The 22,566-nt window shown below is 72.6% G+C and carries 23 protein-coding genes; 16 read left to right on the top strand and 7 right to left on the bottom strand.

The window, feature by feature from the left end; genetic code table 11:
• Positions 1–44: 44 nt before the first annotated feature.
• Positions 45–782 carry an SDR family oxidoreductase gene (locus DEJ13_RS13960; RefSeq protein WP_111105889.1) on the bottom strand — a complete coding sequence of 246 codons (738 nt, stop codon included), beginning with the start codon at positions 780–782 and terminating at the stop codon, positions 45–47.
• Between the two features lie 102 nt (positions 783–884).
• Between DEJ13_RS13960 and DEJ13_RS13955 the strand changes: the two genes are divergently transcribed.
• The 5 genes from DEJ13_RS13955 (at position 885) to DEJ13_RS13935 (ending at position 6,197) form a co-directional block, all read left to right on the top strand.
• On the top strand, positions 885–1,727 hold the full coding sequence (locus tag DEJ13_RS13955; RefSeq protein WP_111105806.1) for a helix-turn-helix transcriptional regulator: 843 nt from the start codon (positions 885–887) through the stop codon (positions 1,725–1,727).
• Between the two features lie 66 nt (positions 1,728–1,793).
• Positions 1,794–2,798, top strand: a complete 1,005-nt coding sequence (locus DEJ13_RS13950) for an ATP-grasp domain-containing protein (RefSeq protein WP_111105805.1) — start codon at positions 1,794–1,796, stop codon at positions 2,796–2,798.
• 82 nt (positions 2,799–2,880) lie between these two features.
• Positions 2,881–3,951: an LLM class flavin-dependent oxidoreductase gene (locus DEJ13_RS13945; RefSeq protein WP_111105804.1), complete on the top strand. Its 1,071-nt coding sequence runs from the start codon at positions 2,881–2,883 to the stop codon at positions 3,949–3,951.
• A complete protein-coding gene (locus tag DEJ13_RS13940; RefSeq protein WP_111105803.1) occupies positions 3,951–5,255 on the top strand; it encodes an O-acetylhomoserine aminocarboxypropyltransferase/cysteine synthase family protein in 1,305 nt (434 codons plus the stop codon). Before DEJ13_RS13945 ends, DEJ13_RS13940 begins: the two co-directional genes overlap by 1 nt.
• A 9-nt stretch (positions 5,256–5,264) precedes the next feature.
• A complete protein-coding gene (locus DEJ13_RS13935) occupies positions 5,265–6,197 on the top strand; it encodes a 4-(cytidine 5'-diphospho)-2-C-methyl-D-erythritol kinase (protein WP_056119675.1) in 933 nt (310 codons plus the stop codon).
• Positions 6,198–6,249: 52 nt separating this feature from the next.
• On the opposite strand, the gene DEJ13_RS13930 is transcribed toward DEJ13_RS13935, so the two are convergent.
• Positions 6,250–6,765: a GNAT family N-acetyltransferase gene (locus DEJ13_RS13930; protein WP_111105802.1), complete on the bottom strand. Its 516-nt coding sequence runs from the start codon at positions 6,763–6,765 to the stop codon at positions 6,250–6,252.
• Between the two features lie 50 nt (positions 6,766–6,815).
• Positions 6,816–8,471, bottom strand: coding sequence for a glycosyltransferase family 39 protein (locus DEJ13_RS13925; RefSeq protein ID WP_111105801.1), 1,656 nt, complete (start codon positions 8,469–8,471; stop codon positions 6,816–6,818).
• 128 nt (positions 8,472–8,599) lie between these two features.
• Between DEJ13_RS13925 and DEJ13_RS13920 the strand changes: the two genes are divergently transcribed.
• The 5 genes from DEJ13_RS13920 (at position 8,600) to DEJ13_RS13900 (ending at position 12,737) form a co-directional block, all read left to right on the top strand.
• A complete protein-coding gene (locus DEJ13_RS13920) occupies positions 8,600–9,004 on the top strand; it encodes a TOBE domain-containing protein (RefSeq protein ID WP_056119660.1) in 405 nt (134 codons plus the stop codon).
• Positions 8,991–10,046 carry a HesA/MoeB/ThiF family protein gene (locus DEJ13_RS13915; protein ID WP_111105800.1) on the top strand — a complete coding sequence of 352 codons (1,056 nt, stop codon included), beginning with the start codon at positions 8,991–8,993 and terminating at the stop codon, positions 10,044–10,046. Before DEJ13_RS13920 ends, DEJ13_RS13915 begins: the two co-directional genes overlap by 14 nt.
• Before the next feature lie 71 nt (positions 10,047–10,117).
• Positions 10,118–10,918 carry a molybdate ABC transporter substrate-binding protein gene (gene modA, locus DEJ13_RS13910; protein WP_111105799.1) on the top strand — a complete coding sequence of 267 codons (801 nt, stop codon included), beginning with the start codon at positions 10,118–10,120 and terminating at the stop codon, positions 10,916–10,918.
• On the top strand, positions 10,915–11,715 hold the full coding sequence (locus tag DEJ13_RS13905; protein WP_111105798.1) for an ABC transporter permease: 801 nt from the start codon (positions 10,915–10,917) through the stop codon (positions 11,713–11,715). Before modA ends, DEJ13_RS13905 begins: the two co-directional genes overlap by 4 nt.
• Before the next feature lie 5 nt (positions 11,716–11,720).
• Entirely contained in the window at positions 11,721–12,737 is a 1,017-nt protein-coding gene (locus DEJ13_RS13900; protein WP_111105888.1) for a sulfate/molybdate ABC transporter ATP-binding protein, read from the top strand.
• 123 nt (positions 12,738–12,860) lie between these two features.
• On the opposite strand, the gene DEJ13_RS13895 is transcribed toward DEJ13_RS13900, so the two are convergent.
• The 3 genes from DEJ13_RS13895 to DEJ13_RS13885 are packed head-to-tail and all read right to left on the bottom strand — an operon-like array spanning position 12,861 to position 15,621.
• Positions 12,861–13,106: a ubiquitin family protein gene (locus DEJ13_RS13895; RefSeq protein ID WP_111105797.1), complete on the bottom strand. Its 246-nt coding sequence runs from the start codon at positions 13,104–13,106 to the stop codon at positions 12,861–12,863.
• The gene (gene moaA, locus DEJ13_RS13890; protein ID WP_111105796.1) at positions 13,103–14,182 is read right to left on the bottom strand and encodes a GTP 3',8-cyclase MoaA; all 1,080 of its coding nucleotides are present in this window, start codon (positions 14,180–14,182) and stop codon (positions 13,103–13,105) included. Before moaA ends, DEJ13_RS13895 begins: the two co-directional genes overlap by 4 nt.
• Positions 14,179–15,621, bottom strand: coding sequence for a glycosyltransferase 87 family protein (locus DEJ13_RS13885; RefSeq protein ID WP_111105795.1), 1,443 nt, complete (start codon positions 15,619–15,621; stop codon positions 14,179–14,181). The genes moaA and DEJ13_RS13885 overlap by 4 nt, the downstream gene beginning before the upstream one ends.
• 24 nt (positions 15,622–15,645) lie before the next feature.
• Between DEJ13_RS13885 and DEJ13_RS13880 the strand changes: the two genes are divergently transcribed.
• The 4 genes from DEJ13_RS13880 to pheA all read left to right on the top strand — a co-directional run bounded on the left by DEJ13_RS13880 (position 15,646) and on the right by pheA (position 19,014).
• Entirely contained in the window at positions 15,646–16,962 is a 1,317-nt protein-coding gene (locus tag DEJ13_RS13880; RefSeq protein WP_181436925.1) for a molybdopterin-dependent oxidoreductase, read from the top strand.
• A complete protein-coding gene (locus DEJ13_RS13875) occupies positions 16,959–17,417 on the top strand; it encodes a hypothetical protein (protein WP_146245155.1) in 459 nt (152 codons plus the stop codon). The genes DEJ13_RS13880 and DEJ13_RS13875 overlap by 4 nt, the downstream gene beginning before the upstream one ends.
• Positions 17,418–17,426: 9 nt before the next feature.
• Positions 17,427–17,972: a MarR family winged helix-turn-helix transcriptional regulator gene (locus DEJ13_RS13870; RefSeq protein ID WP_056119632.1), complete on the top strand. Its 546-nt coding sequence runs from the start codon at positions 17,427–17,429 to the stop codon at positions 17,970–17,972.
• A gap of 88 nt (positions 17,973–18,060) precedes the next feature.
• Complete coding sequence (pheA, locus tag DEJ13_RS13865) at positions 18,061–19,014, top strand: prephenate dehydratase (RefSeq protein WP_056119629.1); 954 nt, start codon at positions 18,061–18,063, stop codon at positions 19,012–19,014.
• Positions 19,015–19,183: 169 nt separating this feature from the next.
• Here pheA and DEJ13_RS13860 read toward each other — a convergent pair whose 3' ends face one another.
• On the bottom strand, positions 19,184–20,266 hold the full coding sequence (locus DEJ13_RS13860; RefSeq protein ID WP_056120228.1) for a diacylglycerol/lipid kinase family protein: 1,083 nt from the start codon (positions 20,264–20,266) through the stop codon (positions 19,184–19,186).
• A gap of 140 nt (positions 20,267–20,406) precedes the next feature.
• On the opposite strand from DEJ13_RS13860, the gene serS reads away from it, so the two are divergent.
• Both serS and DEJ13_RS13850 read left to right on the top strand, forming a co-directional pair.
• Positions 20,407–21,675: a serine--tRNA ligase gene (serS, locus tag DEJ13_RS13855; protein WP_056119626.1), complete on the top strand. Its 1,269-nt coding sequence runs from the start codon at positions 20,407–20,409 to the stop codon at positions 21,673–21,675.
• A complete protein-coding gene (locus tag DEJ13_RS13850; protein ID WP_056119623.1) occupies positions 21,672–22,517 on the top strand; it encodes an HAD family hydrolase in 846 nt (281 codons plus the stop codon). Before serS ends, DEJ13_RS13850 begins: the two co-directional genes overlap by 4 nt.
• The last annotated feature ends 49 nt before the right edge of the window (positions 22,518–22,566 follow it).

Genomic DNA, 22,566 nt, shown 5'->3' with positions numbered 1-22,566 from the left:
CGCGCCGCGCCGCGCCGCCGCTGCGCCGCCGCGCCGCACCTCCCTCAGTGCGACGCGAGCCGCTCGATCAGCTGCTGCTGCGTCCCGTCGCGCTCCGACCACCGCAGCGGCAGCACGTTCTGCACCAGAACCTCCGGCGACGCCCCGGCCTGCAGCAGGGCCACGACCTCGGTCAGGAAGTCGTCGAGCGGCATCCCGCCGAAGTCCACGCCCGCGCCCTGCAGGTCGGTCGCGACCGCCGGGGGCACGAGCTCGAGCACCGAGACCGGCGAGCCGACGAGCTGCTGCCGCAGGGACAGCGTGTACGAGTGCACGGCGGCCTTCATCGCGCTGTAGGTCGGTGTCGGGGTCAGGGGTGTGAAGGCGAGCCCGGACGAGACCGTCATCACGGTGGATGCCTGCTGCGTCAGCAGGTGCGGCAGGAACGCGTCGACGAGCCGGACGGTCCCCAGGAAGTTCGTCGTGACGGTGGCTTCGGCATCCGCCAGGTGCGCCGACGACCGCAGGTCCTCCTGGCGCATGATCCCCGACATCGTGACCAGGGTGTCGAGCGCGGGGTGCGTCTCGATGACCGAGGCTGCCGCGGCGGTGATCGACGCCGGGTCGTCGACGTCGATCTGCACGGTGCCGAAGCCGTGCTCGGCAGCCAGGGAGTTCAGCAGCGACTGACGGCGCCCACCGATGACGACGGTGCTGCCGGCCTGCTGCAGGCGGAGGGCGAGACCCAGGCCGATGCCCGAGGTCGCGCCGGAGATGAAGACGGTCGAGTTCGTGATGTCCATGCCGACCACGATGCTCCGGCGATCGCGGCGCATCCAGAGCCCGCACATCGGGGGACCGTCGGTCCCTGGCACCGGCGCGCGGGTCGCAGCAGACTGGTCGGCATGGACCGCCCAGCGCTCGCCGACTTCCTCCGCCGTCGCCGTGAGCTCCTGCGCCCGGAGAACGTCGGGCTCGGTGCCGGCGCGCGGCGTCGCACGCCCGGGCTGCGCCGCGAGGAAGTGGCCGCATTGGCGGGGATGTCCGTCGACTACTACACGCGCCTGGAACAGCAGCGGGGTCCGCAGCCCTCCGAGCAGATGGTGGCCGCGATCACCCGGGCGCTGCGCTGCTCCCTCGACGAGCGCGACCACCTGTTCCGCCTGGCCGGCCACAACGCGCCGGTCCGGGTCCACCGCAGTGACCACGTCGACGCGGCGATCCTGCGCGTGCTCGACCGGCTCGAGGACACACCGGCGATCGTCGTGAGCGACCTGGGGGAGACCCTCGTCGAGAACCGGCTCGGTGCCGCGTTGCTCGGCAGCACCGTCGGGCTGACCGGCAACGAGCGCTACCAACCGTGGCGCTGGTTCATGACCACGACCGAGCCGGCGAAGTACGCGCCCGAGCAGCACGACCGGCTCGCGCGAGCGCAGGTCGCCGCGCTCCGTGCCGCGGTCGGCGCCGCCGGGCCGGGCGATCGCCGTGCAGCGGCCCTCGTCGCGGACCTGCAGGCGCAGAGCGAGCCGTTCCGGCAGCTCTGGGCCCTGCACGAGGTCGCCAGCCGCTGGGAAGACCACAAGACCTTCGTGCACCCGGAGCTCGGGCGGATCACGGTCGACTGCCAGGTCCTGCACACGTCGACCCAGACCCAGGCCCTGCTGCTCTTCACCGCGCCGGTCGGCAGCGAGGACGCCCAGAAGCTCGAGCTGCTCGGTGTCGTCGGCCAGCAGGTATTCACGCGCTGAGCTCACCCGGGCAACACCGCGTCACACACCTGGCACCTGCCGACCCGCCGTGCCTAGGGTGGACGCGTGAGCACTCCGCGCGTGTACGTCATCCACGAGAACCCCGAGTGGTTCCCGCCGCTCGCCGCTGCCTTCGAGGCCGAGGGCGTCCCGGTCCAGGAGATCCTGCTGACCGAGGGCCAGATCGACCTCGGAGCCGAGCCCGAGCCGGGCGTCTTCTGGTCCCGGATGTCGGCGAGCTCCCACACGCGCGGGCACGAGCACAGCAAGGAGTACACCCGTGCGGTGCTCGGCTGGCTCGAGCGCGCCGGACGACCCGTCGTCGGCGGCAGCCACGTCCTCGAGCTCGAGGTCTCCAAGGTCGCCCAGCACGGGCTGCTCGCGGGCGCCGGGTTCGACGTCCCGCGCACCACGGCCGTGTTCGGCTCGACGACGCTCAAGCAGGCCGCTCGGACCTTCACCGACGGCCAGGACGTCCCCTTCATCACCAAGCACAACCAGGGCGGCAAGGGCCTCGGCGTCCGCCGCTTCGACTCGCTGGCTGAGTTCGACGCCCACGTCGACTCCCCGGAGTTCGAGGAACCGGTCGACGGCATCACCCTGCTGCAGGAGTACCTGACCGCCCGCGAGCCCTTCATCACCCGGGTCGAGTTCGTCGGCGGCGAGTTCGTCTACGCCGTCCGCGTCGACACCAGCGCCGGCAGCTTCGAGCTCTGCCCGGCCGACGCCTGCGAGGTCCCCCAGGTCATCGCCGGAGCGGTGTGCGACGTCCCCGGGACGGACGGGCCGAGCGCCTTCGCAGTGCGAGCAGACGTCACCGCGACCCATCCCCTCGTCCAGCAGCTCCGCACCTTCCTCGCCGATCAGCGCATCACGATCGCCGGCGTCGAGTTCATGGAGACGACCGACGGCCGCCACGTCGTGTACGACATCAACACGAACACGAACTACAACCCGGCCGTCGAGGAATCGGCGCCCGCCTCCGGGCCGCGCTCGATCGCGCGGTACCTCGGCGGTCTGCTCGACGCCGCGTACCAGCCCGCCTCCGCGGGCGCAGCGGCGCACGGCTGACCCGACCACCCACCGGACGGGAGGCCCGGCTCGCCACCGGCACCGAGCCTCCAGTCCGTCGTCCCCACCAGCAAGGAACCTCGTGCGATTCGGATACTGGACCCCGCTCTTCGGCGGCTGGCTGCGCAACGTCGACGACGAGCAGATGCCCGTCACCTTCGACTATGTCAAGCGCCTGGCGCAGCGCGCCGAGCGGATCGGCTTCGACCTGACGCTCGTCCCGGAGCTCAACCTCAACGACATCAAGGGCGTCGCGGCGCCCTCACTCGAGGCGTGGGCGCTCGCCGCGGCCATCGCGGCGACGACCGACCGGCTCGAGATCATGGCGGCGATGCGCCCCGGCTACCACCTGCCGGCGGTCACCGCCAAGCAGGCTGCGACGATCGACGACATCTCCGGCGGCCGGTTCACCTTCAACGTGGTGAGCGCCTGGTGGGCCGAAGAGGCACGGCAGTACGGCGGGATCTTCTCCGAGCACGACGACCGGTACAAGCGCACGGCCGAGTTCGTCGAGGTCATGAAGGGGCTCTGGAGCCAGACTCCGTACTCGTTCTCCGGCGAGTACTACGACATCCAGAACGCCCACCTCGAGCCGAAGCCGCGCGTGACGCCCCGCATCTACGCCGGTGGCGAGAGCGAGGCCGGCAAGGCGAGCATCACCCACTACGCCGACGCCTACGTGACCCACGGAGGGACCGTCGAGGAGCTCCGCGCGAAGATCGCCGAGATGCGCCGTCGCCGCGACGAGGCCGGGCTGCCGCCGTTCGAGGCGTTCGGCATGGCCGCGTACGCGATCGTCCGCGAGACGGAAGCGGAAGCGCAGGCCGAGCTCGCGCGCATCACCGACGTGCAGCACGGCAACGCCTACGAGTCCTACCAGGACTTCATCTCGAAGTCGCAGCTCGAGCACGTCCCCTCGCTCGAGGACTACTCGGTGTCCAACCGGGGCCTGCGTCCGGGCTTCGTCGGGACCCCGGAGCAGGTCGCTTCGCGGATCCGCGAGTACGAGGACGCCGGTGTCGACACCCTGTTGCTGCAGTTCTCCCCGCAGCTCGAGGAGATGGAGCGGTTCGGCGAGCAGGTCATCCCGCTCGTGCGGGCGTCGGTGCCGGACGATGCCGTCTCGTCCGTCGGTGCCGGGCCGGTCGCCTGATGGCAGTCGAGGACGACTGGGCCTTCGAGACCCGGCAGATCCGGGCCGGCTTCAAGTCCGACCCGGGGTTCGGCGGGAACGTGCCGCCCATCGCGCAGACCGCGGCGTTCGTGTACCCGTCGGGTGAGGACGCCGCCGACCGGTTCCTGCTCAACGCGCCCGGGCACACGTACTCGCGGGTGAACAACCCGTCAGCAGCCGCACTGGAACGCCGGATCGCCGACCTGGAGGGCGGGGTCGCAGCGCTGGCGCTGGCGTCCGGTCAGGCAGCGACGTCGCTCGCGGTGCTCGGGCTCGCCCGGGCCGGGGACCACATCGTGTCGAGCGCGTCGCTGTACGGGGCGACCTACACGCTGTTCGCGTCGACGCTGAAGGACCTCGGCATCGCGTTCACCTTCGTGCAGGACCCCACCGACCTGTCCGAGTGGGCAGCGGCGGTGCGTCCGGAGACCCGGGCGTTCTTCGGGGAGTCGATCCCGAACCCGCGCGGCGACGTCCTCGACTTCGCCGGGGTGGCGGGTGTGGCCCACGACGCCGGGGTCCCGCTCATCGTCGACAACACCATCGCGACGCCGTACCTGGTCCGCCCGATCGAGCACGGCGCGGACATCGTCGTGCACTCGGCGACGAAGTACCTCGCCGGGCACGGCAGCGCCATCGCGGGGTTGATCGTCGACAGCGGGAACTTCGACTGGGCCGCCCACGCGGAGCAGTACCCGCAGCTGACGTCGACGCAGGAGTCCGGCTTCGCGAACACCGACTTCGCCGCCAAGTTCGGGCGCCGCGCCTACATCCAGCGCACGCGGTCGAAGCTGCTGGCCGACCTCGGCCCGGCCATCGCACCGCTGAACGCGTTCCTGGTGCTGCAGGGCATCCAGACGCTCTCGCTGCGCATGGACCGGCACGTGGCGAACGCCGCGACGGTCGCATCGTGGCTCGACGCCCACGACCAGGTCGAGCACGTGCACTACGCCGGGCTGCCCTCGTCGCCGTGGCACCACCTGCAGCAGCGGTACGTCCCCGCGGGTCCGTCCGCGGTGCTCGCGTTCGACCTCGCCGGCGGTGTCGAGGCCGGGCGTCGGTTCGTCGACGCCCTCGAGCTGTTCGACCACGTCTCGAACATCGGCGACGTCCGGTCGCTCGTCGTGCACCCGGCGTCCACGACCCACGTGCAGATGACCCCGTCGGAGCGGGCATCCGCGGGGGTGGGCGAGGGACTCATCCGCCTGTCGATCGGCCTGGAGCACCCGGACGACATCCTGACCGACCTGGAGCGTGGTTTCACCGCAGCGCGCGCGGGATAGGTTGGGGTCATGACCTCGCTGGCCGCTCCGACACGCGTCCGGACGCGCGCCCCCGGCAAGATCAACGTCTTCCTGTCGGTCGGAGCCCTGCAGGACGACGGCTACCACGACGTCGCGACGGCGTACCAGGCGGTCTCGCTGTTCGAGGACGTCGTCGCCGAACCCGCCGACGACTTCTCCGTCACGTTCACCGGTTCGATCGACACGTCGTCCGTGCCCGTCGACGGCACGAACCTGGCGATCCGTGCGGCCCGGATGGTCGCCGAGTCGGCCGGGTACACCGGTGGGGTGCGCCTGACCATCGAGAAGCGCGTCCCGGTCGCGGGCGGCATGGGCGGGGGATCCGCCGACGCCGCTGCCACGCTGCTCGCCGTGGACACCCTCTGGGGCACGGCGCTCGGGCGGGACGAACTGCTCCGGATCGCGGCACGACTCGGAGCCGACGTGCCGTTCGCCTTCGCCGGCGGGACCGCGGTCGGGACGGGTCGTGGCGACGAGCTCAGTCCGGCGCTCGCGAAGGGCGAGTTCCACTGGGTGCTGGCGCTCAGCGACGACGGGCTGTCGACCCCGGCGGTCTACCGTGCGCTCGACGCCCACCGCGACCGCTACCGTGCAGACATCGCTCCGGCGCCGTCCACCCCGGTGGTGGAGTCCAACGTGTTGCAGGCCCTGCGTGCCGGCGACCCCGACCTGCTGGCCGACTGCCTGCACAACGACCTGCAGGCCCCGGCGATGCGGCTGCAGCCCGAGCTGGCGCGGACGCTCGAGCTCGGGGAGAAGTCCGGGGCGCTGGCGGGTCTGGTGTCGGGCAGCGGACCGACGGTCGCGTTCCTCGTCGCCGACCGCGACAACGCGCTCGAGGTCCAGGTGGCGCTGAGTGCCGCGGGCTTCGTCGCCGTCCGGGCGACCGGTCCGGTGCACGGCGCCCGCCTGGTGCACTGAGCCGACCCGAGCACCGCCGTCCGCGGCGCCACCGTGCGTCGACGTGGCGCCGTCAGTCGGCCAGCCGCTGGAACAGCACGTGGTCCTGCCAGTCCCCGGCGATGCGCAGGTAGCGCGGCGCGTAGCCGTACCGCTCGAAGCCGCTCTTCTCGAGCACCCGCTGGGACCGCGCGTTGTGGGGGAGCGTCCCCGCCTCGAGCCGGTGCAGCCCGAGGCCGTCGAACGCCATGCGCGCGGCCAGTCCCACGGCCGTGGTCGCCGCTCCGTGCCCGGCCGACTCCTCGGCGACCCAGTAGCCGAGGGTGCCGGACTCGAACGCGCCGCGGACGATCGAGTTGACGTTGAGCCGTCCCACGACCACGTCGTCGGTGGTGATGACGAGGGGCAGCATCTCGCCGCGACCCCGGCGGCGCAGACAGCCGTCGATCTCGGCGCGCTGGCCGCCCTCGGTGAAGTAGGAGTCGGGCCGCGCGGGATCCCACGGGGCGAGCCACGCGCGGTTCCGGACGAGCAGGTCGGCGAGCGGTGCGGCGTCGGCCGGCGCGATCAGGCGGACGTCGTGCTGCATGCTCGCAGCATGGCACAGCGCGGCATCGGGACCGTGCAGGTGCTCGCGGGTCAGCGTGCGCGGACGTACTGCGTGAGCAGCACGGTGCCGGTCTGCCAGTGGTGCTCGGCGACGAAGCCCTGTCGGGCGAGCACGGCGGCGGCCTCGGGCTCGATGTTGCGCGAGGTGCCGCCGACGAACCAGACGGTGTCGATGTCGCCGAGTCTGGCGGGGACGGTCGTCGCCAGGTCGCCGGTCTGGTTCCAGAGGACGCCGGACTCCGGACCGTCCTTGCGGACGCCCAGGTCGGTCATGCCGGTGAACGCCCACGGGTAGGACACGCGGATGATGTCGGCGGTGGCGCCCGGGTGGCGGTAGACGCTGCCGTAGATGACGCCCTCGTCGGCGTCGGGCCGGGCGTCGCGGGCGGCGGCCACGATGGACGCGGCGCGTGCCCAGGTGGAGTCCTGCTTCGACAGCGGGGTCTTGACGTCGTAGGCGTTCGGGACGGACAGCACGAGCACCACCGCGAGCCCACCGACCAGCAGGGCCTTGGGCCGCACCACCGTGAGGGCCAGGGCGACGAGCAGGGCGACGAACGGCAGGCTCAGGCTGGCGTACTTCGGGGAGTACAGGTGCTCACCCAGAGCGGTCGCGCCGACGAGGGCCGCGGTCGGCAGGATCGCCAGCGGCAGGGCGACACGGACGGCCTGCATCCGGAACAGCGCGCGGACCGAGGGGCTGCGCCGGTGCGACCGGACCACGGCGACGACGACCCCGACGGCCATGAGGGTCCAGGCGACGGCGGCGTACCAGTTGAGCCCGCCGAACCACGCGGTCGCGAACACCTGGTCGTTGGTGCGCTCGGTGATGCCGGCGATCCAGCCGACCTGCTTGGACTGCGACGCGACCGCGAGCACGAAGGGCGAGACCAGGAGTGCAGCGGAACCGGCGGCGATCATCCACGACCGCACGGCCCGACGGGACACCAGGGGCTGCGCGGACGACCCCCGCGCGGTCATGAGCGAGTCGCGCGTGCGTCGACGCTCGGCGAGACCGGTCCAGAGCAGGACGACCGCGTGCGCGACGACCGCGAGTGCAAGGTAGACGTTGAAGGTCACTGCGACCAGGGCGACGACGCCGTAGGCGGACCACCACAGCACCGGACGACGGCCGGACCGCGTGCGGCGGACCGCGGTCAGACCGACGAGGGTCAGGCACACCGAGAGCGCCGTGATGGTGGCGTAGGGACGGCCCTCGCCGCCCGCCCACTGGACGCGGGGGAGTGCGAGGAAGACCAGCCCGGCGACGATGCCGAGTCGGCGTCCGCCGAGTCGTCGACCGAGGGCGACCACGAGTCCCGCGGCGACACCGATCGCCAGGGCGCTCGGGAACCGGAGGGTGAAGGGCGTGTACCCGACCAGCCAGAACCACGCGTGCATGAGTGCGTAGTAGAGACCGTGCACGGCGTCCACCGAGTGCAGTTCGGCCCAGAGCTGCGGCCAGCTGCGGGTCGCGCTGGTGACCGTGGCGGCTTCGTCGTACCAGAGCGAGGGCACCCACGAGAACGCCGCGGTGACGATGACCGCGAGTGCGCCGATGGTGAGTTCGGGGGTCCGCACGACGGCCAGACCGACGGCACCGGTGGCCCCTCGGAGCCGGCTGCGCACCGTGGGTGCGGACAGCGGCCGAGGGACGCTGATGGTGCCGGTCCGGGGTGCGCTCACGGGCTCGACGGTATCGGCGGCTCCTGGACGGGGACCCGAAGCCGAGACGCGGTGGGCTGGGAAGGACACCCCCTGATTCGGAGTGCTCACAGGATCCGGCAGGTGTCCGCACCCGCTAACATCCCGGCATGAGCCGCCTACGCATCAGGGATGCCGCCCGGTACCTCGGTGTCAGCGACGACACCGTCCGTCGACTGGTGGATGCGGGGACGTTCACACGTTTTTCGGACGACACCGGCCGCGCGGTCGTCGACGGGCACGAACTGGCCGTGCACGCGAAGGCCCAGAGTGCCGCGCTGCCCGACCCCGCCGTCGGTCGGAGCTCCGCACGGAACCGGTTCGTCGGCATCGTGACCGACGTCGTCGTCGACACCGTCATGGCCCAGGTCGAACTGCAGTGCGGCCCGCACCGCGTCGTGTCCCTGATGAGCGCCGAGGCCGTCCGCGAGCTCGGACTCGAGGTCGGGTCCGTCGCGACGGCATCGGTCAAGGCGACGATGGTCACCGTGGAGGCGCCCCGTGACGACGAGTGACCCGCTGAGCCCCGCCCGACGCCGGCTGGGGTCCCGCACCGCCGCCCTCGACGCCGGCGGAGACCGCACCCTGGAACGCCTGGCGGGCGCGCGGGTCCTGGTCGTCGGAGCCGGCGGTCTCGGCGCCCCGGTCGTGTCCTACCTGGCCGGCAGTGGGATCGCCCGGCTGACGATCGTCGACCCGGACACCGTCGACCCGTCGAACCTGGCTCGGCAGACGCTCTTCACGACGGCGGACCTCGGTCGGCCGAAGGCACAGGTCGCCGCCGAGCACGCGCGGGCGGTCGACCCCGAGGCCGTCGTCGACGCCCGTGTCGAGCGGTTCGCAGCCGCGGTGGTCACCGGGCACGACGTGGTGGTCGACGCCGCGGACTCGGTCGTGGTCACCCGCGAGGTGTCCGACGCCTGCGCCGCAGCGGGGGTGCCGTTCGTCTGGGGGACCGTGCTCGGCTACGACGGGCAGGTGTCGGTCTTCGACGACGCGGGAACGGTGACCGGCACCGCGGTGGACTTCCACGACCTGCACCCCGACGTGCACCCGGACGAGGGGTCGTGCGCGGTCGACGGCGTGCTCCCCGCCCTGTGTGGGGCGGTCGGGTCGGTGATGGCGGCGCAGGTGACGGCGATCGTGGCCGGACTCGGGGACCCGCTGGTCGGCCGGGTGCTCAGCGTCGACGCCCGACGCTGGCGCTGGACCGAGAGCCCGCTGCGACGGGGGCCCGACTCGCGCCGGCCCCCGGCTCCGGTAGCGGAACCCGACCGGATCGCCCCCGCGGCGCTCGCGGCGCGGCTCGCCGACCCGGCCGACCCGCTGGTCGTGGTCGACGTGCGGACGCCGGAGGAGCGGGCCGAGGGGGTCATCCCGGGTGCCGTGACCCCGGACGAGCTCGCGACCGACGGTCAGGACAGCGGATCGGCGCTCGTGGTCGTCTGCGCACGTGGCCCCCGTGCCGTCGCGTGGGCGTCGGCCGCAGGCCGCCCCGCCGTGGTCCTCGACGGTGGCATGCAGGCCTGGCAGCGGGAGGGCCGCCCGGTCGTCTGACCCGTCCCGCGGTGCAGATGCGCCTAGGATCGGGTGGAGTAGTCGCAGATGCGGCTCAGAGGGGATCGGACATGCGCAGGACCAGCGCGATCGTCACGGCGGTCGTCGCCGCCGCGCTCCTGTCCGGGTGCAGCACCCAGGGCGGGACGGACAACAGCGGCGGTGCGAGCACCACGCCGGGCGCCAGTGCGACCCCCACCGGCGCGATCACCGTCTTCGCCGCGGCGTCCCTGCAGCAGACGTTCACCACGCTCGGCAAGGACTACGAGGCGTCCCACCCGGGCGCCACCGTGATCTTCTCGTTCGCGGGCTCGAGCGACCTGGTGTCGCAGATCCAGAACGGCGCCCCCGCCGACGTGTTCGCCAGCGCGGACGAGGCGAACATGACCAAGCTCACCGACGCCGGACTCATCACCGGCGGCACCCCGGCCTTCGCGACGAACACCCTGCAGATCGCGGTCGCCCCCGGCAACCCGAAGGGCATCCACGACCTGCGGGACCTGAACGCACCCGGACTGCAGGTCGTGACGTGCGCGGCGCCCGTGCCCTGCGGCGCGGCGACCCAGACCGTCGAACAGGCCAGCGGGGTCACGCTGCAGCCCGTCAGCGAGGAACAGTCCGTCACCGACGTGCTCGGCAAGGTCGAGTCCGGACAGGCCGACGCCGGGCTGGTCTACGTCACCGACGTCACGGGCGCCGACGGCAAGGTCGACGGGGTCGACTTCGACGCCGCGGCCAAGGCCGTCAACACCTACCCGATCGGCGTCGTCACGGGCTCGGAGCACGCCGCGCTCGCCGCGTCCTTCAGCGCGTACGTCCGTTCGAGTGCGGGCGAGCAGGTGCTGCGGGGAGCGGGCTTCGGGAAGCCGTGACCCGCACGCACAGCCGCACCGCCACGCCCTGGTGGCTGCCGGTGCCGGCCGTCGTGGGCGGCCTGTTCGTCGTCGTGCCCGTCCTGGCGATGGTCGGCCGTGTCGACTGGTCGTCCTTCGTCACCCTGGTCACCGCACCCGCCTCGCTCACCGCCCTGGGACTCAGCCTCGGCACGGCGGCCGCTGCCACGGGCATCGCACTGGTGCTCGGCCTGCCCCTCGCGGTGCTGTTCTCCCGCGTCCGGTCGCGCTGGATCGGCGTCGCACGGGCGCTCGTCCTGCTGCCCCTGGTGCTGCCGCCCGTCGTGGGCGGGCTCGCGCTGCTGGCTGCGTTCGGGCGCATCGGCCCGGTCGGCGGGTTCCTGGCCGACCACGGGATCCGGATCGCCTTCACCACCGTCGCGGTCGTGATGGCGCAGACGTTCGTCGCGATGCCGTTCCTGGTGTCGTCCGTCGAGGGTTCGCTGCGCGTCGGTGGCGACCGGCTCGAACGGGTCGCCGGGACGCTCGGCGCGAGCCCCACGCGGGTGCTCGTCACGGTCACGATCCCGCGCGCGCTCCCCGGCATCGCGTCCGGCGTCGTGCTGTGCTTCGCCCGGGCGCTCGGTGAGTTCGGCGCGACCCTGACCTTCGCGGGCAGCCTGCAGGGGGTCACGCGCACCCTGCCGCTGGAGATCTACCTGCAGCGGGAGATCGATCCGGACACCGCGGTCGCGCTGGCACTCGTGCTGGTCGTGGTGGCGGTCGTCGTCATCGGCGTGACGTCGATCCGCGGAGCGCGGACGGTGACGACGTGACCGGCATGCACGCCCACGTCGTCCTGCGCGACCGTGACGTCGACGTCGACCTGGTGGTCGGTACCGACGAGTGCGTGGCGCTGGTCGGACCGAACGGCGCCGGCAAGTCCTCGGTCGTCGAGGCCGTCGCCGGGCTCCTGCGCATCGACGCCGGCGGCATCGAGGTCGCCGGCCGGTCCGTCGACGACGGGCACCGCTCCGTGCCGTCCCACCGCCGTCGGGTCGGTCTGGTCACGCAGCGCCCGGAGCTGTTCCCGGACCAGTCGGTCGCCCGCAACGTCGGCTACGGTCCGCGCGCAGCCGGCACGGGCGGACGGGAGGCCCGGCTCCGCTCCGATGGGGCGCTGACCGCCGTCGACGCGCTCGCGTTGGCCGACCGAGCGCCGGCGACGCTGTCGGGGGGACAGGCCCAGCGCGTCGCGATCGCCCGGGCCCTGGCCGCGGACCCCGCGGTGCTGCTGCTCGACGAGCCGACCTCGGCGCTCGACGTCGAGGCCCGCGACGACGTCCGGGCCGCCCTGCGCATCGCCGTCGCCGGTCGGCCGAGCGTCATCGTGACCCACGACCCGATCGAGGTCGTCGCCCTGGCGTCCCGCATCGTGGTCGTCGAGCGCGGTCGTGTCGTCGAGCAGGGGCCGACCGCCCGGGTGCTCGGACGCCCGACCAGTGCGTTCGGTGCCGCGTTCTCGGGACTGGCCCTGGTCTCCGGGACGGCCACGGGCCGGGGCGTCCTGCTGCAGGGCGGCGGCGAGCTGACGTCGCGGGCGCACACCGAGCCTCCCGGTCGTGCCGTCCTGGCCGCGTACCACCCGACGGCCGTCGTCGTGACGCGGGACGGTGCCGGGCCGGAGCGCACGGTGCTCGGTCTGGAGCCGCGCGACGGACTGGTCCGGGTCCGCGCCGGCGAACTCGTCGCGGACGTGACGATCGCCACGGCGTCCCGCCTGGGCCTGACCCGCGGCGACCTCGTCCGCATCGCCGTCGAGCCCGACGAGCTCGACGTCTATGCGCCGGCCCGCTGACGTCCAACACGTGCGCGGATGACCGCTCCGTGCGAGGTTCTTTCCGGGCACCCAGCGATCAACCTCGCACCACGGCGCAACCTCGCACCGTGCGCAACCGCGCAACCTCGCACCGTGCGGGCGTCAGCCGCCGGCGAAGGGCGGCATCACGTCGACGAATGCGACACCGTCGAGCGGCGTCGACCGGTCGCGGGTGCTGAGCCCGTCGACCAGGTACGAGCAGCGCTCCTGCAGCGTGCGCCAGCGGTCCGCGTCGGCGGCGTCCACCCCGCGCAGCGCGTCGTCGAGCGTGTCGGCGTCGACCGTGGTCTCGTCCACGCCGATCGCGGCACGCGCGGCGGCGAAGAACCGCATCGTGGTCATCGTCATCCGCCGATCGCGCTCATGCCGCGGGACGGGTGCACCATGCCGTCCGCGTCGTCGCCGTGGTCACGCGGCTTCGCCCACATCGCCAGACGCCAGCGGTCGAGCACCTGCTCGTCCGTGGCACCGTCGCGCATGAGGGTCAGCAGGTCCGACTCCTCGTCCGAGAACAGGCAGCTGCGGACGTGTCCCTCGGCGGTCAGGCGGGTGCGGGTGCAGTCGGCGCAGAACGACTCGGTCACGCTGGCGATGACGCCGACGGTGCCCAGGTCCTCGCCGGTCGCGCGGGACGCCACCCGGAAGCGCTCGGCCGGTGCGCCGTCGCGGGGCGCGTCGTCGGGGGTCAGGACGTGGTGCTCGCCGAGCATCGCGCGGGTCTCGGCGGCGGTCACCATCGACGTGCCGTCCCAGGCGTGTCCGGGGTCGAGCGGCATCTGCTCGATGAACCGCAGCTCGTGGCCGCGCTCGAGGCACCACGTCAGCAGGTCGACCGCCAGGTGGTCGTTCACGCCCCGCAGCAGGACCGCGTTGACCTTCACCCCGAGCCCGGCGTCCGCCGCCGCGGCGATGCCGTCGAGGACCCGCGCCAGGAACGGCCGGCGGGTCACGGTGGCGAAGACATCGGGGTCGACGGTGTCGAGCGACACGTTGACGCGGGTGAGCCCGGCGTCACGCAGGGCCTGGGCGCGAGCGGCGAGCCCGATCGCGTTCGTGGTGAGGGACAGCTCGACGGGCAGCGCGGCGCAGCGCGTGATGACGTCGACCAGGTCGGCGCGCAGCAGCGGCTCACCGCCCGTGAACCGGACCTTGCGGATGCCGAGGTGCTCCGAGCCGAGCCGCACGAGGCGTTCGATCTCGGCCGCGGTCATCAGCGCATCGGTGGGGATGACGGGCAGCCCCTCGGCCGGCATGCAGTACGTGCAGCGGAGGTTGCAGCGCTCGGTCAGCGACACGCGCAGGTCCACCGCGCGACGGCCGAAGCGGTCGACGAGCCCGGTGTCGCCGTCCGGTCGGGGCGGGACGGCGGACTCGGCTCGGACCCGACGGAGCAGCCCGGTGGCCGGGAGTGCGACGGCGGTCATGGCTGCGATGATACGTCGCGCGACATCGGTGCCGGTCGCGGACGGCGCATGCGGGACGGCACGAGTCGGTCCCGCCACCGGAGCCAGTCGTCGCGGTCGGTCCGGACGAGCGTGACGACGACGATCACGAGGACCGCCGCGCCGAGCCACCACCGGTACGCGTCGACCGAGGGCCACACGCCGCGCAGGGCGATGGCGAGCGCGATCGACAGCCACTCCCACCGGCCGGACAGCACCACGAACGGGATGAGCAGGAGCGCGTACCAGGGGTAGCGCGGGGTGACGGCCAGGAAGGTCACGCCGATCATCAGGACCTCGCCGGACCACGGGCGTGCGGGGTCCGAGAGCCGCCAAGCGACCACGGCCGCGGCCAGCACGAGCAGCCCGACGAGCACGGTGCCGGCGTCGCCCTCCGTCACCAGCGAGACGAGCGCGAAGCGGGAGCCGTCCTCGTAGCCCTCCTCGGTCAGGTAGCCCGGCAGGTACCCGAGCACCTTCGCGCCCGTCGTGATGACGTAGGGCACGTAGAGCAGCCCGAACACGGCGATGCCGACCGGGATCGCCCACCAGTGCCGCCACCGCCCGAGCAGCGGTGGGTAGACGATCGCCGGGATGAGCTTGGCGGCGGTCGCGGCCCCGAGGGCGATCCCGCCCCAGATCGGCCGGCCGAACGCCACGAGCACCGCGCCCGCCGTGGCCAGCGCGGCTCCCAGCACGTCGACGTGCGAGTTGGTCACGGCCTCGGACGCGACGAGCGGCGACCAGGCCCACAGTGCCGCCCACCACGCCGGGCGACCGAGGCGGCGCAGGACGACGAGCAGCCCGACGGTCACCCCGAGCGAGACGAGCAGGCCCGCCACCTGGAACGGCATGTACTGCGCGGTCGTCGGCACGACCAGTCGCACCAGGGCGAACCACATCTCGGCGAGCGGCGGGTAGATCGTCGGCACGTCCACGCGGTTGATCGCGACGCAGTGCCCGTCCGCCCCGTCGCCGAGCCCGTGCAGCCGCGGCTTCAGGTTGTCGCACGTGCCGTTCACCTTGTCCGGGAACAGCCAGTCCGGGCGCAGGTGTGCCAGGGCCTCGGACTGCGGCGTGTGTGCGTAGGGCGAGACCCCGGCGTTCTGCACGATGCCGTCCCAGGCGTACCGTGCGGAGTCCGTGCTCGTGTTCGGCGGGCCGACCAGTGCGGCGAGTCCCACCACGAGCGCCCCGCCGAGGACGATGATGGTCACCAGTCGTGCCGGGACGGACCGCAGCGCCAGGACCGCGATGACGAACACCGCCCAAGCGATCAGGGTCCACGTGACGAATGGTGTTCGATGACCGGACCGGAGGAACCCCAGATGCGTGATGCCGACGGCGATGACGCCCGCCAGGGCCAGCACGCCGACGACGGCGATCACTGTGGACAGGGGATGGCCGAGTCGCAGTCGCATGGTGCGTCGAGGCTACCGACGATCGTGCGTCGCTCACTGCACGACGCCCGGTCCGCGATGGCGTCCCCGAACCGCAACGCCCGGACCGCTGTCGTGCTCGGCCGGCTGCTCGGCATCGCGTTCCTGATCTGCTTCGGCACCGGCGTCTACAGCCACTTCCTGCAGGACCCGCTGCCCTGGATGCGGTTCCCCACGCGGCCGACGCAGCTCTACCAGTTCACGCAGGGGCTCCACATCACCGCGGGGATCGCGATCATCCCGCTGCTGTTCGCCAAGCTCAACACGGTGATGCCCGCGCTCGCGCAGGACCCGCCGGTGCGCGGCGTGCTGCACCTGCTCGAGCGCGTGTCGATCGCGGTCTTCGTCTCCGCGGCCGTCGTGCAGGTCGGCACCGGGCTCGTGAACACCTACCAGTGGTACCCGTGGCCGTTCCCGTTCCGCCAGGTCCACTACGCGCTGTCGTTCGTGCTCATCGGCTCGCTCGTCATCCACATCGCCGCGAAGCTGCGGATCATCGCCCGCTACTGGCGGAAGCGGGACGCCTACGACGCCGAGGGCCGGTTCGTGTACGACGGGTCGGTGGGCAGCGAGCTGCCCGAGTACGCCGTGGAGGCCCGGGGCGGGTCCGCCACCTACCCGCGGGGGATCACTGGTCGCGTGATGCGCTGGGCCGACGGTGCGCCGACCGCCAGCGCGACCGACGGGGCGGAGTCGCCCCGGGCCTCCCGTCCGGTCCGGCGCGAGCGCATCGCGCGCCGCGGCTTCTTCGCCGGTGTCGCGGCCGCGACGGCCGGCGTCGTCGTCCTGACCGTGGGGCAGTCGTCCAAGCTCGGTGAGCCGTTCAACGTCTTCGCACCGCGCCGGCGCCACATCGGGCCGAACGCCCTGCCGGTGAACCGGACGGCGCGTGCCGCCGGGGTGCTGGCGACGGCGACGGCGGCCGACTGGACGCTCACGGTCGCGGGGCCTGCGGTGACGCGGACGTTCTCTCGTGCCGAGCTCGTCGCGCTGGGGATGGCCCAGGTCGAGCTGCCGATCTCGTGCGTCGAGGGGTGGAGTCAGATGGCGACGTGGAAGGGCGTGCGGATGCGCGACCTGCTGGCCGCGGTGCAGGCGGACTCGGGGTCGAGCGTCCGGGTGACCAGCCTCGAGCGCCACGGCGGCTACCGGATCATGGACATGGGGCCCGAGTACGCCTCGGACCCGACGACCCTGGTCGCGCTCGAGCTGAACGGCTCGACGCTCGACCTGGACCACGGTTTCCCGGCGCGGATCATCGCCCCCGGACGACCCGGCGTGCTGCAGACCAAGTGGATCGAGCGGATCGAGGTGCGGTCATGAGGGCCACACGGATCGTGCTCGTCGTCCTCGGCGTGCTCGTGCTGGCGTTCGGCGCGTACACGATGGTCGAGACCGTCCGGCCGAACCGCATCGGCGGACTCGCGACCTGGCTGATCGCCGCGGTGGTCCTGCACGACGCGATCCTGTCCCCGTTCGTGGTGCTCGTCGGGCTCGGTCTCCGCCGCGCCGGACGGGCACTCCGGACGTGGGTGCTCGTCGTCGTGCAGACCGCGGTCGTGCTCGGCAGCGTGCTCGCGCTCGTGGTGCTTCCCGAGATCGCGGCGAAGGCGCACGGGGCGAAGAACCCGACCGTCGTGCCGTTCGACTACACGACCCGGCTGCTCCTGGTCGAGGGCGCGCTGCTGGTCGTCGTCGTTGCCGTGCTCGTCGTGGGCTGGGTGACCGCGCGGCGGAGCTCGACTCCCAGGGTGGTTGAAACGACAACCATTTCGTAGGATGGGGTCATGACCGACGAGGTGCCCTGGCTGACGCGCGGACAACTGCGCGCCTGGATGAAGCTCGTCGCCGTCATGGAGCTGCTGCCGGCGGCGCTCGACCAGCAGCTGCAGCGTGACGCCGACCTGACGCACTTCGACTACATGGTCGTCGCGATGCTGTCCGAGACCGAGGGGCGCACGCTGCGGATGTCGGCCCTGGCCTCGGCGACGAACGCCTCGCTGCCCCGGTTGTCGCACGTGGTCTCCCGGCTCGAGAAGCGCGGGCTGGTGTCGCGGTGCCCCTCGGCGGACGACCGACGTGCCACCGACGTGCGGCTCACCGACGCCGGCTACGCGACCATCGTCGACGCGGCCCCGGACCACGTCCGCACGGCACGGCAGTTCGTGATCGACGCGCTGACCGACGACCAGGTCGAGGCGCTCGACGGCATCACCCGCTCGCTGCTGGCACGGCTCGATCCCGAGGGGCGCTTCGCCGCGGTGACCTACCCGCGGGACGAGGACGACACCGCGATCTGCGAGGCACGGCTGACGGGGACGGCGACGGACTGACCGCCGGGATTGCGTCGGCGCCGGGTGCTCCAGCCCCGCTGTGGCGGCGGCGCCGGGGGCTGTTGGTGCTTGCAATAGGCTCGGCCGCATGAGCCAGCCCGACGTCGAGCCCGACACGTACAGCTACCTCGGACCCGCCGGCACCTTCACCGAGGCGGCCCTCAAGCTCGTCGACGCGGCGGCCGGCAAGCCCTGGCGCAGCGTGAACAACGTCGGCGAGGCCCTGGACGACGTCATGTCCGGCCGGTCCGTCGGGGCCGTCATCGCGATCGAGAACAGCGTCGACGGCGGGGTCAGCGCGACGCAGGACGCCCTCGCGCGCATCCCCGGCGTGCGCATCGTGGGGGAGTACCTGGTCCCCGTCGACTTCGTGCTCGTCGCCCGGCCCGGCACCGCGCTCGCCGACGTGCGGACCGTGAACGCGCACCCGGTGGCCTACGCCCAGACACACCACTGGCTCGAGGCGAACGTGCGCGGCCACGGCCACATCCCCGCGTCGTCGAACGTCGCCGCCGCGGCCGCGCTGCTCGACGACCAGCCGACCGCCGACGCCGCCGTGGCGCCCCCCGGCATCACCGACCACTACGACCTGGCGGTGCTGGCCGACTCGATCGGTGACAACGCCAGTGCCGTCACCCGGTTCGTGCTCGTCTCGAAGACCCTGGCGATCCCCGAGCGCACCGGATCGGACAAGACCAGCGTCATCGTCGAGCTGCCCGCCGACCACCCGGGGGCCCTGGTCGACATGCTCGAACAGTTCGCGACCCGGGGCATCAACATGGGGCTGCTGTCCTCGCGGCCGATCGGCGACGAGCTCGGTCGCTACCGGTTCGTCATCGACCTGGACGGGCACGTGCTCGACGAGCGGGTCGCGGACGCGCTGCTCGGCCTGCGGCGGTTCAGCCCGCGCGTGACGTTCCTCGGGTCGTACCCGCGCGCCGACCGGCTGGAGTCCGAGGTGCCGCTGCGCTACTCGGACGAGGCGTTCGTCGAGGCGCGGGACTGGCTGCGTGCGATCGTCGCCGGCGAGCCGGGGGCGTAGCCCGGTCCGCACGGCCCGCTCGGCCCGCGCGCCCGCCCCGCACGGTGCGCGGTTGCGCCCGGGTGCAACTTTGACCGCCCCGTGCGAGCTTGTTGCCCTGCACGGGCCCGTCAACCTCGCACCGAGTGGGAACCTCGCACCGTGCGCCGGCCCGGCCCGCCCGCCCGCCTCAGTGCCGGTGCGCCCGGACCTGCCGCGTGGCCCGAGTCTGGTCGCGCGGCCCCGCGACCCGCACCCGCAGGGCGCCCCCGTGGATCTGCGCCTTGAACGCCGTGATCTTGCCCACCGGGTCCCCGTCGATCTCGAACTCGTCGGGCTGTTCGAGCCGCGCCGTGAACTCCTCGCCGCGCAGGTACCGCAGCGGACGCTCCTCGCGGGCGAGCGTGGTGATGCGCTTGCCGATCGCGGTGTGTCCGAGGGCAGATCGGCGGACGGACCGCAGGATCGCGTTCTCCCAGAGCATGCGCGCGGCGATCCGGACCCACCCGAAGAACCCTCGCGGACGCATCACGACCACGTCGAACACGCCGTCGTCGATCTCGGCGTCGGGCAGCAGCGTCGCGCCGGCCTGCAGCGTGCCGCAGTTGCCGACGATGAGCGAGTGCGCGCGCACCGAGCGGTTGCCCTCGCCGTCCAGGCGGTACCGGAACTCGAAGGCGTCGGCATCGCGGAGGGACCGGATCAGCGAGTCCACGTAGGCGAGCCACCCGACCTTCTTCTTCAGCTCGGGCTTCGTGTTCGCGAGCATGCGGGCGTCCAGCCCGAGACCGGCCATCACCAGGAAGCCGAACTGCTCGCGCGACCCGTCCTCGCGCTCGACGCCGACCGTGCCGATGTCGATGGGTCGGTCCTCGCCGCGGAAGATCGTGTGGACGCTGGCCGCCATGTCGTCGATCGGGGACGGGATGTTCCGGGCGAGCAGGTTGCCCGTGCCGCTCGGCAGCAGCGCGAGTGCCGCGTCCGACTCCCACACGACCTCGGCGACCGCGCGGACGGTGCCGTCACCGCCGGCAGCGGCGACGACGTCGACCCCGGCCGCGATGGCCTCGCGTGCCATCCCGCCGCCCGGGTCCGCTTCCGACGTCTCGAACCACAGGGTCTCGTTCCAGCCGGCTTCGCGCTGGTACCGCTCGACCGTCCGCTTGAGGGTGGGGAGGTCCACCTTGACGGGGTTGTAGACGACGGCGGCGGTGTGCTGCTCTGAGGCGAGGGCGTCCGGCTGCGCGGGCGCGGTCTCCGAGGGCGATGACATGCCCTCGACCGTACCGACGGCGGCTGGGGAGCGCGCACCGGGGCGGGACCCGGCCACGGCCGGACGGGAGGATCGTGGCGGCGCCCGCACCGGGCCTCCCGTCCATCTGCTGGTCACCTGGCTCTGGCTAGGATGAAACGGTGATTGACCCACAGCTGCTGCGCGACGATCCCGATGTCATCAAGGCCTCACAGGCTGCGCGCGGCGCCTCCGTCGAGGTCGTCGACCGGGCCGTCGCGGCGGACGCCGCGCGCCGCAGCGCGATCTCGTCGTTCGAGGCCCTGCGTGCCGAGCAGAACGCCTTCGGCAAGACCGTGGCCAAGGCGCCGAAGGACGAGAAGGCCGCGCTCGTGCAGCAGGCCCAGGCGCTCGCCGCCCAGGTGAAGGACGCGCAGGCAACCGTCTCCGCGGCCGAGGACACGTTCAACCAGGTCGTCCGCGCGATCCCGAACACCGTCCTGCCGGGTGTGCCAGCGGGCGGCGAGGACGACTTCGTCACGCTCAAGACGGTCGGCACGAAGCCGTCGTTCGACTTCGCGCCGCGCGACCACGCCGACCTCGGTGAGCTGCTCGACATCATCGACATCCCGCGCGGGGTGAAGGTGTCCGGCTCGCGCTTCTACTTCCTCAAGGGCCTCGGAGCCCGGCTCGAGATCGCGCTCATGTCGCTCGGGCTCGACCGCGCCGTGCAGCACGGGTTCACGCCGCTGATCACGCCGACGCTCGTGCGCCCCGAGACGATGGCGGGCACGGGCTTCCTCGGGGAGCACGCGGCCGAGGTCTACCGACTCGAGGCCGACGACCTGTACCTGACCGGCACCAGCGAGGTCGCCCTGGCCGGCTACCACGCCGACGAGATCCTGTCGTTCCCGGCCGACGACCCGGCACTGCGGTACGCCGGCTGGTCGACCTGCTACCGGCGCGAGGCCGGCTCGGCGGGCAAGGACAACCGCGGCATCCTCCGCGTGCACCAGTTCAACAAGCTCGAGATGTTCTCGTACGTGCACCCGGACCTGGCCGACGCCGAACACCAGCGGCTCATGGCGTACCAGGAGTCGATGCTGCAGGACCTCGGGCTGCACTACCGCGTGATCGAGACCGCCGCGGGCGACCTCGGCACGAGCGCGGCGCGCAAGTACGACCTCGAGGCCTGGGTCCCGACCCAGGGCACGTTCCGCGAGCTGACCTCGACGTCGAACTGCACCACGTTCCAGGCCCGGCGCCTGGACATCCGCTACCGCACCGAGAGCGGCAAGACGGCCCCGGTCGCCACGCTCAACGGCACGCTCGCGACCACCCGCTGGCTCGTCGCGATCCTCGAGACCCACCAGCAGGCCGACGGGTCGGTCGTGGTGCCCGAGGTGCTGCGGCCCTTCCTGGGCGGCGTCGAGGTGATCGAACCCCGATGAACGACGCACACGGCACCGCCGCCACGACCCGCGTGAAGCGCTGGCTCGTCGCGCTCGACATCGACGGCACCGTCATGCGTGAGGACGGCGTCGTCACGCAGGCCACCGTCGACGCGATCCACGCCGCGGCGGCCGCGGGGCACGAGGTCATGCTCTCCACGGGTCGCAGCGAAGGGATGACCGTCCCCGTGCTCGACAAGATCGGCCTGCAGCCCGAGTACCTCGTCTGCGCGAACGGGGCCGTCACCCTGCGACGCTCCACCGCTCCGACAGCCATCAACGGGTACGTGCGCGTGCACGTCGAGACCTTCGACCCGACCGACGTGCTTCAGACCATCCGCGGCGCGCTGTCGAACGCCGCCTACGGTGTCGAGTCGCCCGACGGCGCCTACCTGCTGTCCGGGGAGTTCCCGGACGACGCCATGACGAAGCACGGCTCACACGTGCCGTTCGAGCAGCTGCTCGGCGTGCAGGCGACCCGTGTCGTGGTGATCTCCCCGGAGCACGGCCTCGAGGAGTTCCTGCAGATCGTCGACCGCATGGGCCTGCACAAGGTGTCGTACAACGTCGGGTGGACCGCCTGGCTCGACATCGCTCCCGAGGGTGTCACCAAGGCGACGGCGATGGAACGCGTGCGCGAGTGGTTCGACATCCCGCGATCGCGGGTGTTCGCCGCGGGTGACGGCCGCAACGACATCGACATGCTGCGGTGGGCGTCGACGTCCGGCCGCGGCGTCGCGATGGGGCAGGCGCCGTCCGACGTGGTCGACGCCGCGAGCGAGATCACGGGCGGGGTCACGGACGACGGCCTGGCGGCCGCGCTCGACACGCTGCCCCGGTAGTCCTCCGTCGCGTCCCCCGGGTGGTCGCCCTGCCCGGTGTGGAGGCCCG

This window comes from Curtobacterium sp. MCLR17_007 (assembly GCF_003234655.2).
Taxonomy (GTDB): Bacteria; Actinomycetota; Actinomycetes; order Actinomycetales; family Microbacteriaceae; genus Curtobacterium.
Note: the sequence above shows the minus strand (reverse complement) of the source record. Positions and strands in the feature narration are given on the sequence as shown.

Excerpts from the sequence above, each read along its gene's own strand:
- DEJ13_RS13875 (WP_146245155.1), top strand. The coding sequence starts at position 16,959 with ATGAGGGCCACACGGATCGTGCTCGTCGTCCTCGGCGTGCTCGTGCTG.
- DEJ13_RS13960 (WP_111105889.1), bottom strand. The coding sequence starts at position 782 with ATGGACATCACGAACTCGACCGTCTTCATCTCCGGCGCGACCTCGGGC.
- moaA (WP_111105796.1), bottom strand. The coding sequence starts at position 14,182 with ATGACCGCCGTCGCACTCCCGGCCACCGGGCTGCTCCGTCGGGTCCGA.
- DEJ13_RS13940 (WP_111105803.1), top strand. The coding sequence starts at position 3,951 with ATGGCAGTCGAGGACGACTGGGCCTTCGAGACCCGGCAGATCCGGGCC.
- DEJ13_RS13900 (WP_111105888.1), top strand. The coding sequence starts at position 11,721 with ATGCACGCCCACGTCGTCCTGCGCGACCGTGACGTCGACGTCGACCTG.
- modA (WP_111105799.1), top strand. The coding sequence starts at position 10,118 with ATGCGCAGGACCAGCGCGATCGTCACGGCGGTCGTCGCCGCCGCGCTC.
- DEJ13_RS13870 (WP_056119632.1), top strand. The coding sequence starts at position 17,427 with ATGACCGACGAGGTGCCCTGGCTGACGCGCGGACAACTGCGCGCCTGG.
- DEJ13_RS13850 (WP_056119623.1), top strand. The coding sequence starts at position 21,672 with ATGAACGACGCACACGGCACCGCCGCCACGACCCGCGTGAAGCGCTGG.
- DEJ13_RS13955 (WP_111105806.1), top strand. The coding sequence starts at position 885 with ATGGACCGCCCAGCGCTCGCCGACTTCCTCCGCCGTCGCCGTGAGCTC.
- DEJ13_RS13920 (WP_056119660.1), top strand. The coding sequence starts at position 8,600 with ATGAGCCGCCTACGCATCAGGGATGCCGCCCGGTACCTCGGTGTCAGC.
- pheA (WP_056119629.1), top strand. The coding sequence starts at position 18,061 with ATGAGCCAGCCCGACGTCGAGCCCGACACGTACAGCTACCTCGGACCC.
- DEJ13_RS13930 (WP_111105802.1), bottom strand. The coding sequence starts at position 6,765 with ATGCAGCACGACGTCCGCCTGATCGCGCCGGCCGACGCCGCACCGCTC.
- DEJ13_RS13860 (WP_056120228.1), bottom strand. The coding sequence starts at position 20,266 with ATGTCATCGCCCTCGGAGACCGCGCCCGCGCAGCCGGACGCCCTCGCC.
- DEJ13_RS13935 (WP_056119675.1), top strand. The coding sequence starts at position 5,265 with ATGACCTCGCTGGCCGCTCCGACACGCGTCCGGACGCGCGCCCCCGGC.
- DEJ13_RS13885 (WP_111105795.1), bottom strand. The coding sequence starts at position 15,621 with ATGCGACTGCGACTCGGCCATCCCCTGTCCACAGTGATCGCCGTCGTC.
- DEJ13_RS13895 (WP_111105797.1), bottom strand. The coding sequence starts at position 13,106 with ATGACGATGACCACGATGCGGTTCTTCGCCGCCGCGCGTGCCGCGATC.